An 18099-nucleotide genomic window follows, 5' to 3' on the forward strand; every position below is an offset into this window, starting at 1 on the left:
CGGCGGACGTCGCCGCGGGTGCGTACACCTCGACGCTGACCCTGTCGCTGTTCGAGTGATGGACTGGTGAGGGGGCTGCGGCGACGTGGCCCCCTCACCCGTTCCGGAGTTTCGTAGCTCCTCGCGCTGACTTGAGTCGAGGCGAGCATAACTTTTGCTATCTGCACAAAAAGATGGCGATCTCTTGATCTAGGGCGCGTCACGGCAAGGATGTCCTGATGCGTCGTCTTACTCTGGCTGCTGGACGCGTCATGTCGGGCCTGCTCGCGCTCGTCCTCGCCACGGCGGTCGGCATCCTCGCGTCCGCGCCGCCCGCCGCCGCTCACGGCACCCTGGCGATGTCCACACCGGCCGAGGGCGCCACGGTGAACGAGCCGTTGGCGACGGTGGAGCTCTACTTCACGGAGCAGGTCGCCGCCAACGCGTACTTCACCGTGACCGCCCCGGGCGGCGGCCGGGTCGACAACGGCTGGACGTACGGGGCACCCAAGCCGCTGGCCCAGCCGGTCCGGGAGTACTTCCTGGTCGACGGGAAGTTCGAGCCGCGCGAGTACTCGACGGGGTTCCCGGCGGTGGTGACGCTCGCTCATCTGCCGGCGGCGGGACAGTACTCGGTGAGCTACCTGTCCGTGGCGACGGACGGTGAGCCGGTGCGGGGCACGATGAGCTTCCGCTACGCGGGGCCGGTGACGGCCGCGCCGCAGGGTTGGAGCCCGCCGGCCAACCAGCCGGATCCGACCCTGGTGGCGGCCGCCGAGCAGCACGGGCACGGCGGGGAATCGACGGCCGCGCCGGCCGTACCACCGGTGTCGTCGGTGCCGCCGCCAGCGGCGGCGCAGCCCTCCACCCCCAGCGACGACGAGAGCGGCCTCGGTCGGGTGGTCTGGACCGGCCTGGCCCTGGCGATCGCGGCGGTGCTGGCCGGCGTCGGGATCTGGCGTCGCCGCCAGCCCGAACCGGCGGTCAGGGCCGCCGGCCGAACCCGTGGCGCGAGGCCGGCCGCCCGCCGGCAGGGCGCCGGCTCCCGCTCCGGCGGCAGAACGGCGGTGCCCGAGCGCTCCGGCGGCAGAACGGGGGCGGCCGAGCGCGGCGGCAAACGCAAGGCTGGCGCACCTGGCTCCGGTGCCACTCGCAAGGCCGGTGCGTCGGATTCCGTTGGCCCGAAGCGACCGGCCGCCGCCGTCGCGGCGCGGCAGAGCGGGGCGGTGGTCACCGCCAGGGCGGGCGCGGCTACCGAGCCGTCGGCGGCCGGACCGGAGGCGACCCCGGCGAGCGCCGTCGCCACGGTGGACAGCGACCCGCGCGCCGTGCCGGCGAGCGGGGTGCTGGCCTCCGACGTGGACGATGCGGTGCCGGCGGCTCGTGCGCCTCGGTTGAGCAACACGGGTCTCGCGCTGCTTGTCGGTGGGTTGGTGGTCGCCCTGCTGGCCGGGTTCGGGCTCGGCCGGCTCGGCACGGGCGACCAGCCCACCGCCAACGCCGCCGGGCAGACCGGTGCGCCCGGCGGCGGGCCGCCCGCCGCGGGGCAGGCGATGTCCGGAATGGGCGGGCACCAGCACCCGGCCGGAACCGGGGCGCACACCCACTCGGGTGACGGCAGCACGGATCAGACGCAGGCGACCGGGACGTCGGTGAGCGCCGCCGGGTACACGCTGCAGCCGGTGCAGCGGTCCCAGCCGGCCGACGTACGCGTGGACTACCAGTTCCGGATCGTCGGGACCGACCAGCAGGCGGCGACGCGCTTCGCCGTCGTCCACGACAAGCCGTTGCACATGATCGTGGTGGGCCGTGACCTGGGCGGGTACCAGCATGTGCACCCGACGATGGCGCCCGACGGCACCTGGACCGTGCCCCTGACGCTGGCTCGGGCCGGCGGCTATCGCATCTACGCCGACTTCACCGCCATCACGGCCGACGGCACCCAGCTCCCGCTGGTCCTCGGCGTCGACCACCACGTGCCGGGCGCGTACACCCCGGCCGGGCTGCCGGCGGCGCGGCCGGACGCGACGGCCGGGCCGTACACGGTGGCGATGGACGGTACGCCCACGGTGGGGGTAAGCACGCCGATGGTCTTCCGGGTCAGCCGCACCGGCACCCCCGGCCCGGTCCAGTTGGAGCGCTACCTGGGCGCGTACGGGCACCTGGTCGTGGTACGCGAGGGAGACCTGGGCTTTGTGCACGTCCACCCGGAGCCGGAACTGGTCGACGGGGCGGTCAAGTTCTGGCTCACCGCGCCGAGCGCCGGCCGGTACCGGGCGTTCCTCGACTTCCAGGTCGACGGGAAGGTGCACACCGCGGAGTACACGATCAACCTGCCCTGAACCGCCCGTCGGCCCCGGACGTGGCCCGGTCCGGTGCCCGACCCAGGGCGCTGCCGAGCGGGAGAATCATCGGGGTGAGGACCTACTCGGAGCTGTTCGCCGTCCACGAGTTCCGCAACCTCTTCGTCGCCAACTGCGCCGGCATCGCCGCGCACACCACCTCGGCACTGGCGCTCGGTTCGCTGACCTACGCCGCGACCGGGTCGGCCCTGCTCACCGCGCTGAGCATGTTCGGGGCGCCGCTGGCCAGCGTGCTCGGCAGCCTGACCCTGCTCTCCGCCGCGGACAGCCTGCCGCCGCGCCGGGCGTTGACCCTCGTCGCGCTGGTCGCCCTCGCCGGGGCGGCCCTCCAGGCGATACCGGGGCTGCCGCTGTGGGCCCGGTTCGCCGTCATCGCGCTCGTCGCGTACGTCGGGTCGGTCGCCGGCGGCGCCCGCTGGGCGCTGATCAACGACATCCTGCCGGCCGGCGCGTACGTGCTGGGCCGGTCCACGATGAACGTCAGCGTCGGCGTCATGCAGATCGCCGGGTTCGGGGCGGGTGGCGTGCTGCTGTTCTGGCTGAGTCCATACCAGGTGTTCCTGGTCGCCGCCGCGTTGCGGGCCGTGGCGGTGGCGGTGACCTGGTTCGGCCTGCGGGAACGGCCGGCCCGGGCGGACGAGCGGACCTCGACGGCGCGGACCATGCGGATCAACCGGGAGCTGTGGGCGGATCCGGGGCGTCGGTCGCTCTATCTCAACCTGTGGCTGCCCAACGGCCTGGTCGTCGGATGCGAGGCGCTGTTCCTGCCGTATGCCGGGGACCGCGCCGGTTTCCTCTTCGCCGCCGGTGCCCTCGGCATGCTCGCCGGTGACGTACTGGTCGGCCGGTTCCTCCCGCCCGCCGCGCGTCAGCGGTTCGTCATGCCGCTGCGGCTGCTGCTGCCGCTGCCGTACCTCGCCTTCCTGTTCCGTCCGGAGTTGCCGCTGGCGGTGCTCATCGCCCTGGTCGCCTCGGTCGGTTTCGCGGTGTCGCTGCCGTTGCAGGAGCGGCTGATCGCGCATTCCCCGCCGCAGCCCGTGGCCAGGTGCTCGGCCTGCAGCAGAACGGGATGCTGACCGGGCAGGCGATCTGCGCGGCGTTGGCCGGCGCGGTGGCCGACCTGATGCCGACGCACCGGGCGGTGGCCGTGCTGGCCGGACTGTCGCTGGTCTGCACGCTGCTGCTCACCCGGGGCCTGCGCCGCACCCGGCCGGTACCGGATGCGCCGAGGCCCGCCGCCGAACCGGCCCGGAGCTGATCGGCCGCCAAGGCGACGAACGCCTGAGTGCTCGCGATCGTCGTCGCGGCCCGGGTCCGATCCGGCCTGGTGGCCGGCAACGTCGCCGCGTTCGCCGGCCTGGTCGCCGTGGCTGCCGTGGCCGTGGCGCTGGTGCCGCGATGACCGGCGAGGCAGCGCCGGTGCTCGGCATGGCGGTGGCCCTCGCGGCCGGCCGGCGCCGGTGGGTCATCCGGTTCGGGTACGCGTTAGGCTTCGCCGTGCTCGTCGGCTTCGCCCTGTCCGGCATCCAGTCCATGGCGCACGCCCCGCTGTTCGGTCAGACGGTGGAACCGTCGCCGCGGCCGCCCAGTTGCGTCGCCTACAGCGGCGGAACGAACACCTGTCCGGGCGGATGAACGTGCCGTCTCGCATCCTGGTCTACGGGGTCCACGGTTCCGGCAAGTCCACCCTGGCGCAGCGGCTGGCGGAGCGGCTCGGGGTTCCCTGGTACCCGGTCGACGACCTGCTCTGGGAGCCCGGCTGGGTCGAGGTGCCGGTCGCGCTGCAGCGCAGCCGGATCGAGGCGATCTGCCGGCGGGACCGGTGGATCCTCGACGGGGCGTACCACGGATGGCGGGACGTGCCGCTGACCCGGGCCGACCTGGTAATCGGCCTGGACTACCCGCGTGGGCTCTCCTTCCGGCGGCTGCTGCGGCGCACCATGCGCCGGCTCGCGACGGGGGAGGAGATCTGCAACGGCAACCGCGAGTCGCTGGGCAGCGTGCTGTCCCGGGATTCCGTGCTGATGTGGCACCTCACCGGGTACGGCCGGGAGCGGCGGCGGATGCGGGCCTGGCAGCGTGATCCGTCCGGGCCGCCGGTGTTGCTGTTCGACGACCCGGAGGCGCTGGACCGCTGGCTGGTCGACCTGCCGCCCCGCTGAACGCCGGACCCAGCCGAGGCCGGCGCCCACCGAGGTCAGTGGCGAGGTCAGCCGAGGTCGGTGAGCCGCTCGGGAATCCGGTGCTCGGCCAGTTGCTGGGCGAACTCGACCGGGTGGCGGTCGGGCATCGTCTGCACCTCGGTCACGCCGAGCGCGGCGTACTCGGCCACCTCGGCGACGAACGCGTCGACGTCGGTTAGGGGTGGCCGGGTGACCACCACCGTCTTCTCGATGCTGTCGTAGTCCCGGTCTTCGGCGGCACAGTGCCCGCGCAGCACGTCGAGCTTGTGCGCGACCTCGGTCAGGCTGTTGCCGAACACGTTGCACGCGTCGGCGTAGCGGGCCACCAGCCGCAGGGTCCGCTGCTCGCCGCCGCCGCCGATCATGATCGGCGGGTACGGCCGGCTGAGCGGCGCGGGCACGTTCAGCGTTTCGGCCAACTGGTAGTGCCGGCCGTCGAACGGGCCGTTGTCGTCGCTCCACATCTGCCGGCAGATCTGCAACGTCTCCTCAAGACGTTCGAAGCGCTCCTTGACCGGCACGACCGGTACGCCGAGAGCGCGCTGCTCGCGCTCGTACCACGACGCGCCGATGCCGAGCCGGGCCCGCCCACCGGAGAGCACGTCGAGCGTGGTGACGATCTTGGCTAGCAGGCCCGGGTAGCGGTACATCACCCCGGTGACCAGGACACCGAGTGTCATCCGTTCGGTCTTCGCGGCCAGGTAGCCCAGCGTCGTGTATGCCTCCAGCATCGGCTCCTCGGCCGACGTGCTGAACTCCATCTGGAAGTAGTGGTCCATCACCGTGAACGCCGAGACACCGGCCTGCTCCGCGACCCTGGCGGTCTCCGCCAGGGTCGGGGCCAGCAGCGCCGGCTCGGCCGGTGTGGAGAAGTTCCAGTAGTGCAGACCCAGCCTCATCGCCCGTCCTTCCGGTCCCCGGTCGGCCACCTCGCATTATGCCCGGGTGGACGGTCCGCGGCCGGCCGTTCCGTCCGTGGCAGGTGGCGCCGCGCCGGTCACAGCCCCTGCTCGCGGGCCAGGCTGATGGCCTGGGCCCGGTCGGCGACCTGGAGTTTGGCGAAGATGTTGGAGACGTGGTTGCGTACCGTCTTCGTGCTCAGCCCGAGCCGCGCGGCGATCTGCGGATTGGTCAGGTGCTGGGCGATGAGCGTCAGGATCTCCCGTTCCCGGGAGGTGAGTTCGGGGAACGCCGGTTCGGTCCGGTCGAGCCCGGCGAAGTAGCCCATCAGTCGGGTGGCGATGGCCGGGCCGAAGATGGCCTCACCGTCGGCCACCACCCGCACCGAACGGATGATCTCCACCCGGCGGGCACCTTTGAGGACGTAGCCGCGCGCCCCGGCCCGCAGCGCGGCGAAGACCGAATCGTCGTCGTCGGCCATGGACAGGATCAGCACCCGGACGTGCGGACTCATCCGCACCAGCCGCTCGGTGGCCGCGATGCCGCCCATGCCGGGCATGGTCAGGTCGAGCAGCACCACGTCGGGCTGCAACCGGTCCAGGACGGCCAGCGCCTCCTCGCCGCTGGCGGCCTCGCCACACACCTCGATGTCGGGGCTGGTGGCCAGCAGCGCGCGCAGCCCGGCCCGGAACGGCGCGTGGTCGTCAACCAGCAGCACTCGGATCTGGTCCATCGGTCTCCTTCGTGCCGGTGAGCAGGGTCGCGGTGACGCGGGTGCCGGCACCTGGCGTCGAGGCGACGACGCAGGAACCGCCGAGTTCCTCGGCCCGCTCCCGCATCGAGTGCATGCCGACGCCGTCCGGCTGGCCGGGCCGGCGGCCCCGGCCGTCGTCGTGCACGTCCAGTTGCAGCATCCCGGCGGTGACCCGCAGCCGCAGCTCGACCTTGTCGGCGTGCGCGTGCCGGCGGGCGTTGTTCAGTGCCTCCACGGCGATCCGGTAGGCGGCGACCTCGGCCGCCGCGGACAGCGCGGGCAACGTCGCCGGGGCGTCGAAGACCACCCGAGGTCCGTCGTCCGGCCAGGCGGCGATGTGCGACCGGAGCGCGCCGACCAGGTCCATGGTGTCCAGCGCCGGTGGTCGCAGGCCGTTCACCAGCCGCCGTACGTCGGCGACGGCGGTCTGGGCGTCGACCACGATCTCCTCCAGCAGCCGCTGGGTCTGTTCTCCCGGGCCGAGTTCCTGGGCCGCCTCGGCGCGCATGGTCAACCCGGCCAGGGTCGGCCCGAGGCCGTCGTGCAGGTCCCGGCGCAGCCGCCGGCGTTCCTCTTCGCGGGCGACCACCAGGTGCTCGCGGGAGCGTTGCAGGTCGGCGGCGAGGGACTGGGCCTGGTCGAGGGCGCGGACCGCCTGCACGGCGACGCCGATGTGCCGGGCCAGGTCGCGCAGCAGCCGCAGCTCCCAGGCCCCGAGCGCGATCTCCCCGGTCCGGGGGCCGAGCAGCAGGTGACCGACCGGTTCGTTGGCGGCCAGCGGCAGCCGCACCGGGTCGGGCGGCGGGACACCGAGCCGGTACGACCGCCCGTCGACCGTCTGGATCTCCACGTAGGACAGTTGCAGCGCCTCGCGTACGGTGGCCGTGCTGGTGGCGAGCACCGCGCTGGCGTCCTGGGTCTGCTCCAGCCGCTGCCCGAGCCGGGCCAGCACCGCGTACGGGTCGTCGCGCTCGCCGTACACCAGCAGGTTGATCCGGCGTTGCAGCCAGTGCCGCAGCGGGGCGAAGATCAGCGTGGCGACGGCTGCGGCGACGAACGAGACCGGCAGGCTGGCCGAGGCGTCGAAGCCGGCCCCGAGCAGGCCGACGACCAGCACGTACGCGCCGCCGACGGCCGCCGACAGGGTGACGAACACCGCGCTACGGCTGATCAGCAGGTCGATGTCGAACAGCCGGTGCTGCCGGATGGCGATGCCGACGGCGACCAGGATCAGCGTGCCGCTCACCCCGCCGGCCACGTCCCAGAACACGCTGCCGTACGGCCAGAGGGCGGGGTGGTCGTCGGTCAGGCCGGCGACGAGCCGGGCCGCCACCACCCCGACCGCGATCGCGACCGCGTACCCGAGCCACTTGACCTGCTGGCGGTGCACCCCGTGGGCGCGGCGGGCCTGCCACACGACGGTGCCGCCGGCGGCGAGGAAGAGCATTCCGCTGGCCAGGGTGGCCCCGCCGGCGGTGACGTCGGCGATCGGCTGCCAGCCCGGTACGCCGAGCGGATTGACCGCGCCGACCGGGCTGACCTGCTCGTTGGCGCCGGGCCGCAGCGCACCGGTGACCATGGCGACGGTGCCGAGCGCCACCACCACCGCGATGGCCGGCCGCCACCGCGGCGACAACACCCGCCCGTCGGGGAAGAACACCGGGATCAGCGCCACCGCGAGGTTGCCGGGAACCCACAGCCAGTTCTGCGGCCAGGCCAGCGCCGCGGCGAACGGCAGCGAACCCGGGTCGACGACGAGACCGTGCGCGGCGTACTGGCCGCACGCCTCCTGAAGGGAGAAGCAGAGACCACCGGTCAGGGCGAGCCAGCCGACCGGATTCTCCGGGCGGTGCGCGGCGATCGTCGCCCCGACGATCCCGCACGCCACCACCATGAGCAGGTGGATCACGTCGCTGATCGAGGCGCGGTTGAGCGCGGCCAGTCCCACCGCGACGGCCGTCAGTTGCAGCGTCGCCCCGCACAACTGCCACGCGGCCTGGCGCGTCCAGGTGGGGCGGGTCCTGGGCGTACGGTCGGTGGTCATGGCGCCGCCGAGACTAGACGATCACGGTTGCCCGGTGGATCGGACGACCGGCCCGGCAACTCGGCCGCCACGGCGGGCCGGCCGCCGCGGGTAGACCCGCCGACCCCGGGCCGGTCACCCATGTCAGGACCGTCCGGTTTCCCGATGCTGGCCGAACGCCAGCGCCAGACCGGCCACCACCACCCAGATCCCGCCGGGCACCAGCGCGATGTACTGCACCGGCGCGAGCTGCGTCGCCGCGACCAGCAGCGCGATGACCGCGCTGAAGACCGCGAACCAGCGGCTGACCGAACCGTGCCGTAGCCCGCCGACGGCGACCGCCCCGGCGGTCAGCCCGATGCCACCCCAGAGCCAGGCCATGGTGGCGAAGATGGTGAGTTGGGGGGCGATCACGTCGGGGTCGTACTCCTCGGCGGAGCCCAGCGAGAAGAACAGCTCCGTCGAGATCCCGCCGCCGATCAGCAGGCCGACCAGTACCAGGCCGACACCGGTCGCGGCGAGCATCGGCACCAGGCTGCCGGCCGGTTCCTGCGCGCCCAGGTACCGGCGCAGCCCGGCCGCGAAGATCGCCAGGCAGACGATGGCGACCACGGTCACCACCTGGTGCGCCCAGACGTAGCCGGTGCCGGCGAGGGCGGCGACGTATTGCGCGTTGTCGCCGCGGAACTCCTCGGCGGGGGCGGTCAGGGTGGCGGTGGCGAAGATCCCGACCAGGCCGACCAGGCCACCGACCGTACCGGTCAGGGCCCAGCCCCGCGGCTGGCGTACGGGATCTGGGGATCGGCTCTCGGCCGGCTTCTCCGGCATCGTGGGGGAGTACATCGTTGGTATCTCCTTGGTTCGCGAGTGTGTCGCCTCAGACGATGTCGGCGATCCGGCCCGGTGCGCATGGGGCAGTGCGGCCCACGGCGGGGTGCGGAATCCCGGGCCGGCGGGACAACGGTCCCTGGCAGCCGGGATCGGGTGACGGCTCTACTACGCCGGGGGCGGCACCGAACGGTGCCTCACCGCCCCGCTGCGAAGGGAACCCATTCGATGACACGCACCTCCTGCCGGGCACGAGGTGTCGACCCGCCACGCGGACGAGCCCGCGCCCGGTGGCGATCGCCGGTGGCGGTGCTGATCTGCGTCGCTCTCGCCGCCACCGCCTGTACCGCCGACGGGGACGATCCGAAGCCGACCGGCGCGGTCGACCAGGCCGCCATCGAGGCGGTGGCCGGCCGGCTCGCGGACGACCCGACCGAGGCGGCCGAACAGCTCGTCGCCGAGATCCACTCGGCGGAACCGGCCCGGTCCGCGGCGGCGACCGCCGAACTGCTGCGTCGTGCCGGGCACCCGATCGTCTCCGCCAAGGGCCCGGTCGTGGCCATGCCCGACCAGGTGGCGATGTATGACGCACCGGTCTACGCCGAGCTGATCCCGCTGCTGGCCGCCGCCACCCGGGCCGGCGACCGGTACACCGTGGACCAGTTCGCCGACCTGCTGCACGCGGTCGGCCTGACCGTGAAGAAGGCGACGTTCGCCCAGCTCACCACGGCCATCGGGGGCTGGGCCAAGGAGCCGGGGGACCACCCGGTCTTCGTGTCCGCAGCCGCTGGCGTACGGGCCCTGTCGGCCCACCGCCAGCAGGTGCTGTTTCCCGGCGCCGACCCGGAGACGGCGTACCTCGACCCGTTGCAGACCGTCCTGCTGCTGGGGCACGCCACCAGCCGGTTCGCCGAGGTGGCCACGGACGGGAAACCGCAGGCGGCGGCCCGCCCCGGCCTGGTCGACCGGCTGCTCGGCGGCGGTGTCGCGCACGCCGCCTCGGACGACGGGCCGTGCAAGGCACTCAGCCGGCGGTTCGGTCCTGCGCCGGACCCGGTCGCCAAGGGGGTGATCGACTCAGCCAAGGGGTACCTGAAGGACGGGCTGATCAAGCTCCTCTCCGAGGAGGCGCAGGACAAGGTCGGTCGGGCGGACGAGGTGTGGGGCAAGTCGACCGCCGCGGCGAGCGCGATCCTGCTGCTGCTCGGCGCCCGGATCGCGCTGACCGCCGACAAGACCAGCACGCACTTCAAGCACACGGCCGGCAGCCGGGACGAGCACGTACTGCTGACCGCGTCGGCGACCTTCGACCTGGAGACCGCGCTGGACAAGATCGACTGCTACGCGTTGGCCGGGGTCTCCGTCCCGAAGGCCGGGCCGTTGAAGGACTTCACCATCCGGTGGAGCACCATCCAGCCACAGGCCGGCACGATCCAGAAGGGCGGTACGCAGCTGCTGAAGGCGGTGTCGGCGGACAGTGTGAAGTGGACCCGTGGGGTGAAGACCGGCGACGACGGGAAGGCCACCCTGGAGCTCAAGCCACCGGTGGAGGAGCCGGACGGCGAGGGGGAGAAGCTGACCGGCCAGGCCACCTACCTCGCCTCGCTGGACAAGGAGAGCCTTCCGTTCGAACTCGGTGACGTCTACGGCCTGCTGTCCAACCCGGTCGGGTTCGGGGTGGGCAAGAACTTCGACCTGCTGCGGGATGTGCTGGTCAAGGCGGGCCTGCCGGCGCAGAGCATCACCATCGAGGTCACCTACCACGGATCCGACATCGTGCTGGCCCAGGGCGCGGGCGAGGTCAACCTGATCCTCGCGAAGCTGCCCAAGGTCTACGTCGACCTGGTCAGCTGCGCCGGGGTCGCCGGGCCGTTCAAGGGCACCGCCGGCTACGACGGTGCGCAGAGCGGCCAACTGCTGCAGATGGCCGGCGCGGCGGCCGGGGTGCCCGTACCGAAGGGCTTCGCCGGCAAGGACAACAAGATCACCTTCACGCCGAACGACCGGCCGGGGCCGCAGCCCTTCTTCATCATGAAGGGCGAGGGCGGCAACCAGTTCCTCGACGGCGTGATCCGTTTCTACCCGTTCCTCAACACCCGCGCGGTGGTGCTGGCCGACAACCGGATCGGCCGCCCGGTCGGCGACGTCGAGATCCTGCTCGCCGGCAGCACCTTCCCGTTCAGCAAGCTTTCCTGGCCGGTCGTCCGGGTGGCCGCCGACCCGCGCTGCCCCGAGGTGAGGTACAAGCATGACAACACGTGAGCCGTGGCGGATCCTGGCAGCGGCCACCGGCCTGGCGGCGGTGCTCGCCCTGGCCGCCTGTACCGGCGACGGCAGGCCCACCGCTGACGCCCCCGCCCCGACTGGCCGTTCCGCCGAGGCCGGACCGGCCACCGGATTCGCGGGTCTCTACCTCACCAGTGACGTGGTCCCGGTGTCGGAGTCCGAGACCCAGGTCGTCCTGGCCAGCGGTCGCTCGTGCCGGGACCTGTCCGGAATGCTGGTCGCAGGACAGTGGCGGCTGGTCGACCGGCTCTCCTTCGGCAAGCTCAGCGACGAGGAGGTGGCCCTGCTCGCGGGCTTCGGCGGGATCCCCGGGGACCTGTTGCAGCGTGGCGACCGGCTGGTCTTCGCCGGCCTGGAGGGCGGCGTGGCCTGCACGGCGACCGTGGTCGAGGTGGCTCGGGGGGAGATCACGATCGAGGGCAAGGGCCTGCCCGGAACGTCCTCGGGCTGGGTCGCGGCGACCCGCTGCTACCGGTCGAAGGCCGACGGCGCGCTGACGGTCAGCCTCTATTTCGACACCGACGACAAGGTGGGCGGCCAGGGCCAGATCGTGCTGAACAGGGCTGGCGACCGGTACCAGGTCGACGACGACGCCTCGGCGCTCACCCTGGCCCTGCTGCGGCACAAGGGCCGGTTCCTCGGCAGCATGTCGGCAGCGTACGCCGATCTCCGCCGCCGGCCGGCCGGCCTCAGCCAGCTCGGTCCCGGCGGGTCCTTCGCCGGTAGCGCCACGCTCCGGCCGGATCCGGACGAAACGACGCCGGCGGGCGTCATCGACCTCGCCGGGCTGGTCGACGGGGACGGCGGCGGTGGGCGGATCACACTGTCGTTGCCCTTCTCCTGTCCGACTGTGATCGAGATCAAGTAACCGGGTGGGCTCCGCGTGTCACGCGGGCCCCACCCGGCTCACCACGGACAGCCTCTTCTTGACTGATTCCAGAAAACGAGCCAGACTGCGGTGTGTGGCCACGGCCTTGGACTTCGAACAGATGCTGCGTGGGGCGGCTCTGCGCGTGACCCGTCCCCGGGTTGCGGTGCTGAGCGCCGTGCACGCGCATCCGCACGCCGACACGGACTCGATCATCCGTGCCGTGCGTGGGGGTCTCCCCGAGGTGTCCCGCCAGGCCGTCTACGACGTGCTGCGGGCACTGACGGGTGCGGGTCTGGTGCGGCGCATCGAGCCGCCCGGCTCCGTGGCGCGGTACGAGTCGCGGGTCGGTGACAACCATCACCACGTCGTGTGCCGGTCATGCGGTCTGGTCGCCGACGTCGACTGCGCCGTCGGCGAGGCACCCTGCCTGACCGCGTCCGACGGCCACGGCTTCTCGATCGACGAGGCCGAGGTCACCTACTGGGGCCTGTGCCCCGGCTGCTCCACCGCAGGCAATGCCTGATACCTGGTCCGCCAGTCACGGAAGGAACCTGATGTCCGAGAACCACGACGCCGTCGTTCATGACGCGAACGCGGGAAGCGAGTCGCGCTGCCCGGTCGCCCACGGACGCGCCCCGCACCCGACCCAGGGCGGCGGCAACCGCGGCTGGTGGCCGAACCAGCTCAACCTGAAGATCCTCGCCAAGAACCCGGCCGTGGCCAACCCCCTCGGTGTGGAGTTCAACTACGCCGAGGCGTTCAAGGCCCTCGACCTCGCCGCCGTCAAGCGCGACATCGCAGAGGTCCTGACGACCTCGCAGGAGTGGTGGCCGGCCGACTTCGGCCACTACGGCCCGTTCATGATCCGGATGGCGTGGCACAGCGCGGGCACCTACCGCATCAGCGACGGCCGGGGTGGCGCCGGCGCCGGTCAGCAGCGCTTCGCGCCGCTCAACAGCTGGCCGGACAACGGGAACCTGGACAAGGCCCGCCGCCTGCTGTGGCCGGTCAAGAAGAAGTACGGCCAGAACCTCTCCTGGGCCGACCTCATGATCCTCGCCGGCAACGTCGCCCTGGAGTCGATGGGCTTCAAGACCTTCGGCTTCGCCGGTGGCCGGGAGGACGTCTGGGAGCCCGACCAGGACGTCTACTGGGGCCCCGAGACCACCTGGCTCGGTGACGAGCGCTACACCGGCGACCGGCAGCTGGAGAACCCGCTCGCCGCGGTCCAGATGGGTCTCATCTACGTCAACCCGGAGGGCCCGAACGGCAACCCGGACCCGATCGCCTCGGCCCGGGACATCCGCGAGACGTTCCGCCGGATGGCGATGAACGACGAGGAGACCGTCGCGCTGATCGCCGGCGGCCACACCTTCGGCAAGACCCACGGTGCCGGCCCGGCCGACCACGTCGGCGCCGAGCCGGAGGCCGCCTCGATCGAGGAGCAGGGCCTGGGCTGGAAGAACAGCTTCGGCACCGGCAAGGGCGCCGACACCATCACCAGCGGGCTCGAGGTCACCTGGACCTACCACCCGACCCGGTGGGACAACGAGTTCTTCCACATCCTCTTCGCGTACGACTGGGAGCTGATGGAGTCGCCGGCCGGCGCGAACCAGTGGCGGCCCAAGAACGGCGCGGGCGCCGACATGGTGCCCGAGGCGCACGACGCGTCGAAGCGCCGCGAACCGCGGATGCTCACGTCCGACCTCGCGCTCCGCTTCGACCCGGTGTACGAGCAGATCTCGCGGCGCTTCCTGGAAAACCCGGACGAGTTCGCCGACGCCTTCGCCCGGGCGTGGTTCAAGCTGACCCACCGCGACATGGGCCCGGTCGTCCGCTACCTCGGCCCGGAGGTCCCGACCGAGACGCTGATCTGGCAGGACCCGATCCCCGCGGTGACGCACGAGGTCATCGACGCCGAGGACGTGGCCACCCTCAAGGGCCAGATCCTCGCCTCGGGCCTGTCCGTCTCCCAGCTGGTCTCCACCGCGTGGGCGTCGGCGTCCACCTTCCGCGGCGGTGACAAGCGCGGCGGCGCCAACGGGGCACGGCTCCGTCTCGAGCCGCAGAACGGGTGGGAGGTCAACAACCCCGACGAGCTGGCGACGGTGCTGCGCACCCTGGAAGGCATCCAGGAGGCGTTCAACGCCGCCCAGACCGGCGGGAAGCAGGTCTCGCTGGCCGACCTCATCGTGCTCGGCGGGTCCGCGGCGGTCGAGCGGGCCGCCGAGAGCGCCGGGTACGCCGTCGAGGTGCCCTTCGCGCCGGGACGCACCGACGCGTCGCAGGAGCAGACCGACGTGGAGTCCTTCGCCCCGCTGGAGCCGACTGCCGACGGGTTCCGCAACTACCTCGGCAAGGGCCACCGCCTGCCGGCCGAGTTCCTCCTGGTCGACAAGGCGAACCTGCTGACCCTGAGCGCGCCCGAGATGACCGCCCTCGTCGGTGGTCTCCGCGTCCTCGGCGCGAACCACCAGCAGTCGTCGCTGGGCGTCCTCACCACGACCCCCGGGTCGCTGACCAACGACTTCTTCGTCAACCTGCTCGACCTGGGCACGGCGTGGAAGGCGACGTCCGAGGACGCGAACACCTTCGAGGCCCGTGACCTCGCCACCGGCGAGGTCAAGTGGACCGGCAGCCGCGCCGACCTCGTCTTCGGCTCGAACTCCGAGCTGCGGGCGCTCGCGGAGGTCTACGCGAGCGACGACGCACGGGAGAAGTTCGTGCACGACTTCGTCGCCGCCTGGGTCAAGGTCATGAACCTGGACCGGTTCGACCTGGCCTGATCGATGTCGGACGTCCAGGTCGGCCCGCGCGGGCCGACCTGGACGTCCCCCGATCCGGTGGTCGGTTCGCCGGTCACCCCGCAGCCGTACCCGCTTGCCGTGTCAGGGCGGGCAGACGGATCTCACCGTCGCCGGTCGCGGGTTCGAGTCCCGCCCGCCCCACCAATGCGTCACCGCGCGAACCGGGTGTAATTGCCATGGGCCGGCCTGATGGCCTGGTTGGTCGCTGGTTGCAGTGTTAAAGGCGTGGGGCGCGCGTCTGCCGGTAGGTGGTGGGGCGGCCCCGGCCGCCGTCTTGGTGCACGAGGCCGCGGTTGCGCAGGCTTCGGAGGGCCTTGCGGATGTTGGGTCCGGTCAGGTCGAGCGTGGTTTCGAGTTGGGCTACGGTCCTCGGTCCGGATGTGAGCGCGTCATAGATGCGTAGCTCGGTGGTGTTGAGGGCCGGGCTCGTTGACGTGCTTGCGGGGCCGCGGAGCAGCACGGTGAACCTGATGTTGGTGTCGATGTACTGCGCTGGTGGTAGGGCGCGGTCCGACAGTTCGTGAGCGATGGTGGGGATGCCGCTGGCGAGGGCCTCGATGACCCGGCCGCCGGTGGCGGCTGAGCGGACGTGTTGGCAGATGCCTACGAGGAGCCCGTTGCGGGCGGAGGTGACGGCGTCGTGGCCGAGGCGGTCGACGGTGATGCCGTATAGGCCACCAGGGTTGGTGACGACGAGGCGGTCGCGGCGTAGCCGTACCTCGATGGCGAAGGCCTGCGACCAGTGGTCGAGGTCGCGGTGGATGAGGGCGTTGGCGATGATTTCACGGAACGCGACCAGGGGGTACGTGGGGCGATCGGCGACACTGCCATCGGGGTTCGCGACGATGACCGTGTCGAATGTGCGGCGGGCCCAGTCCAGTGCGGTGTCGAGCATGCGGGGAATGGGCCCTGTGATCGTGATCTGGTTGCGGGCTCGCGCTGCGGGTGGGTCATGAGGCAGGGGTTCGGCGGCGGCCTGAATGACGTAACGGGGAAAGAACTGCTGTGGATGGACGCCGAGAGCGAGTAGGCCGGCCGTGGTGGGTTGCCCTCCACTCACGGTGACGCCGGCTCGGCGCAACAACTCGGCGTCGTCGGTGAAGCGCCCCAACCCGGTGGCGTCCCGCTCGCGTACCGTCGCCAGGTACGAGGCGACCAGGTCTGGATCGAGGTCATCGAAGCTGGCACCGTCGACGGGTCGGCGGTCGAACAGTGGCGGTCGACGGGCGGCAAGGAAGCCTTGAGTCTCCAGGTCGGACAGCGGAAAGTCGCCGTCGTAGCCACGAAGATACGCAGTGCCTGTGGCGGTGACCCGACACGGCTTTGCCGACGGGTCGCACTCGTGAACCCGAGCGACGATCACCGGTTGCCCGTCGACGATGCCGTCGTCGATAGAGAGGCTCACTGGTGGTGTGTAAGCGCGGGCCTTCGTGGCGAGACCCTGCTTGAGGATCTGCGGATCGGCCAGTGGTACCGGGCGGAAGCCGGTACGTTCGTCCAACCCCAGGATGATCGTCCCACCGCCGGGAAGGTTGGCCAAGGCACTCAACGAGGCCGTCAGCGAGACAGGCAGCCCGCCTGCGGCGGCCTTGACCTCGACGTTGGTCGTGTCCCCGCCCGACGCGCGCAGCGTCTGTATCAGGTTGTCCAAGTCCTCGGTCACGGCACGAAATGTAACCACCCTGGCGTTACATTTCAAGTTCATGGGTTGCATTTGGCGTTGCGCCACCGTTCAGCGGCAGCGGGTCACCGACGATCGTGGCGCTGCGGTTCGCATGGTGGTACCTCCGGCCCACAACGGATTTGAGGGTCAGCCTCAACGTGAGCTTCGAGCCCCGCGGCGCGGCGGCCTGAGGCGATTACGGCGCTGCGCGTCGCACGTTTGAGTACGCATTACTCAGGACGTGCCTGCGACGGTTCCTTAGGTTCGCCCTCATGATGTCCTCTCGACCCGTCCTCTCCTCCGGTACATGGTTCCGGCGCGCACTGACGACCCTGACCTTCGGTGCCCTTCTGCTGCCTACGATCCTCGCCCCGTCGGCCAGTGCCGCCGACGGCCGACGCAGCGACATCTTGTCCGACCTGCGGGTATGTGACCTGTCCGCCTGCTACCTCGCGCTACGGGTCGTGGACTCCGACGGCGACGGTGTGGCCGACGCCGACGAGATCGTCCTCGGCTACGACCCGCTCGACCCGGCCAGCACCCCGCCGCTGTCCCTTGTCCTGGACGCGACCCTCGGCGGGAAGCTGCCGACCTACGAGCTCGGGTACGGCACGTGGGCCGTGTTCCCGGAGGAGTTCGTCAACGGTCTCGAGAAGAAGTGGATCGGCCTCCAGGACCTGCCCGCGGGTGTCGAGCCGAGCCTGCCGTCGCAGGTCTTCGGGATTCCCACCCGTAGGGGCAGCCTCGCGCTCGCCGGGATCGACGACGGGCTGCTCAAGGGCCTCGGCATCGAAGCGCCCTGGAAGACCGGCCTGACCTTCGGCCTGACCCTCGACAGCGCCGGCAACAAGATGGGGATCGACCTCGGCCGGTTCAACGGCAGTTGGTACGGCGCCTACGACGGCGCGACCGCCTGGTGGGCAGCCAGCCACGGCGGCGTGAAGAGCTCAGGCCCCGACAAGGGGACGTGGGTGCAGGGATACGGCGACGGGTCCTCGTCGAGAACCTGGGACGGTACGCCGGGGTGCGACGGACTGTGCACGTCGAGCAGCCGGACCGAGTACTACGACTCGGGACTGAACACGGTGGGGTCGTCGACCGACGAGGCGTACTACGACCTGAACGGCAGGTACCACACCGACCGGACGCAGCGCGACCAGAACGGGAACGTCGTCAAGGAGACGCACACCACCCACGAGAGGAACAAGGAGGGCGGCACGACGATCACGAAGGACACCACCGAGTACGAGCGCGACGAGAACGGCAAGGTCACCGGGACGAAGAAGACCCACACCGAGCGGACGGTCGACGAGGACGGCAACGAGACCTCCTCGAAGACCACGACCCAGAAGTGCGACGCCAAGGGTGAGAACTGCCACGACGCGATGACCACCGGCGAGGAGGGCACCGGCGTGGCTCTGCCCGGCACGGCCTGGCTCTCG

The 18099-nt window shown here is 71.5% G+C and carries 15 protein-coding genes; 10 read left to right on the plus strand and 5 right to left on the minus strand.

The window, feature by feature from the left end; translation table 11 throughout:
• The first annotated feature begins 218 nt into the window (after positions 1–218).
• The 5 genes from AB0M52_RS13825 (at position 219) to AB0M52_RS13845 (ending at position 4504) form a co-directional block, all read left to right on the plus strand.
• Positions 219–2321, plus strand: coding sequence for a copper resistance protein CopC (locus AB0M52_RS13825; protein WP_363953052.1), 2103 nt, complete (start codon positions 219–221; stop codon positions 2319–2321).
• Positions 2322–2395: 74 nt separating this feature from the next.
• Positions 2396–3418, plus strand: coding sequence for an MFS transporter (locus tag AB0M52_RS13830; protein ID WP_363953054.1), 1023 nt, complete (start codon positions 2396–2398; stop codon positions 3416–3418).
• Positions 3388–3600: a hypothetical protein gene (locus AB0M52_RS13835; protein ID WP_363953056.1), complete on the plus strand. Its 213-nt coding sequence runs from the start codon at positions 3388–3390 to the stop codon at positions 3598–3600. The genes AB0M52_RS13830 and AB0M52_RS13835 overlap by 31 nt, the downstream gene beginning before the upstream one ends.
• Before the next feature lie 140 nt (positions 3601–3740).
• A complete protein-coding gene (locus AB0M52_RS13840; RefSeq protein WP_363953058.1) occupies positions 3741–3977 on the plus strand; it encodes a hypothetical protein in 237 nt (78 codons plus the stop codon).
• The gene (locus tag AB0M52_RS13845; RefSeq protein WP_363953060.1) at positions 3974–4504 is read left to right on the plus strand and encodes an AAA family ATPase; all 531 of its coding nucleotides are present in this window, start codon (positions 3974–3976) and stop codon (positions 4502–4504) included. Before AB0M52_RS13840 ends, AB0M52_RS13845 begins: the two co-directional genes overlap by 4 nt.
• A 47-nt stretch (positions 4505–4551) precedes the next feature.
• Here AB0M52_RS13845 and AB0M52_RS13850 read toward each other — a convergent pair whose 3' ends face one another.
• From AB0M52_RS13850 to AB0M52_RS13865, 4 genes are all read right to left on the minus strand, one after another.
• Positions 4552–5424 (minus strand): LLM class F420-dependent oxidoreductase, encoded by an 873-nt coding sequence (locus AB0M52_RS13850; protein ID WP_363953062.1) that lies wholly within the window; start codon positions 5422–5424, stop codon positions 4552–4554.
• A gap of 98 nt (positions 5425–5522) precedes the next feature.
• Positions 5523–6158: a response regulator transcription factor gene (locus tag AB0M52_RS13855; RefSeq protein ID WP_363953064.1), complete on the minus strand. Its 636-nt coding sequence runs from the start codon at positions 6156–6158 to the stop codon at positions 5523–5525.
• Positions 6130–8223: a sensor histidine kinase gene (locus AB0M52_RS13860; protein WP_363953066.1), complete on the minus strand. Its 2094-nt coding sequence runs from the start codon at positions 8221–8223 to the stop codon at positions 6130–6132. The genes AB0M52_RS13855 and AB0M52_RS13860 overlap by 29 nt, the downstream gene beginning before the upstream one ends.
• A gap of 123 nt (positions 8224–8346) precedes the next feature.
• Complete coding sequence (locus AB0M52_RS13865; RefSeq protein WP_363953068.1) at positions 8347–9045, minus strand: hypothetical protein; 699 nt, start codon at positions 9043–9045, stop codon at positions 8347–8349.
• 213 nt (positions 9046–9258) lie between these two features.
• Between AB0M52_RS13865 and AB0M52_RS13870 the strand changes: the two genes are divergently transcribed.
• The 4 genes from AB0M52_RS13870 (at position 9259) to katG (ending at position 14973) form a co-directional block, all read left to right on the plus strand.
• Positions 9259–11292 carry a hypothetical protein gene (locus tag AB0M52_RS13870; RefSeq protein WP_363953070.1) on the plus strand — a complete coding sequence of 678 codons (2034 nt, stop codon included), beginning with the start codon at positions 9259–9261 and terminating at the stop codon, positions 11290–11292.
• Positions 11279–12184, plus strand: a complete 906-nt coding sequence (locus AB0M52_RS13875) for a hypothetical protein (protein WP_363953072.1) — start codon at positions 11279–11281, stop codon at positions 12182–12184. The genes AB0M52_RS13870 and AB0M52_RS13875 overlap by 14 nt, the downstream gene beginning before the upstream one ends.
• 121 nt (positions 12185–12305) lie before the next feature.
• A complete protein-coding gene (locus AB0M52_RS13880; RefSeq protein ID WP_199523648.1) occupies positions 12306–12710 on the plus strand; it encodes a Fur family transcriptional regulator in 405 nt (134 codons plus the stop codon).
• 31 nt (positions 12711–12741) lie between these two features.
• Entirely contained in the window at positions 12742–14973 is a 2232-nt protein-coding gene (katG, locus tag AB0M52_RS13885) for a catalase/peroxidase HPI (protein WP_363953074.1), read from the plus strand.
• Between the two features lie 238 nt (positions 14974–15211).
• Here the strand turns inward: katG and AB0M52_RS13890 are convergent, their stop codons facing one another.
• Positions 15212–16723, minus strand: coding sequence for an ATP-binding protein (locus AB0M52_RS13890; protein ID WP_363953076.1), 1512 nt, complete (start codon positions 16721–16723; stop codon positions 15212–15214).
• 209 nt (positions 16724–16932) lie between these two features.
• On the opposite strand from AB0M52_RS13890, the gene AB0M52_RS13895 reads away from it, so the two are divergent.
• Positions 16933–18099: thrombospondin type 3 repeat-containing protein (locus AB0M52_RS13895; protein ID WP_363953078.1), on the plus strand; the 1167-nt coding region annotated here is incomplete at its 3' end.

This window comes from Micromonospora sp. NPDC051296 (assembly GCF_040682255.1).
Taxonomy (GTDB): Bacteria; Actinomycetota; Actinomycetes; order Mycobacteriales; family Micromonosporaceae; genus Micromonospora; species Micromonospora craterilacus.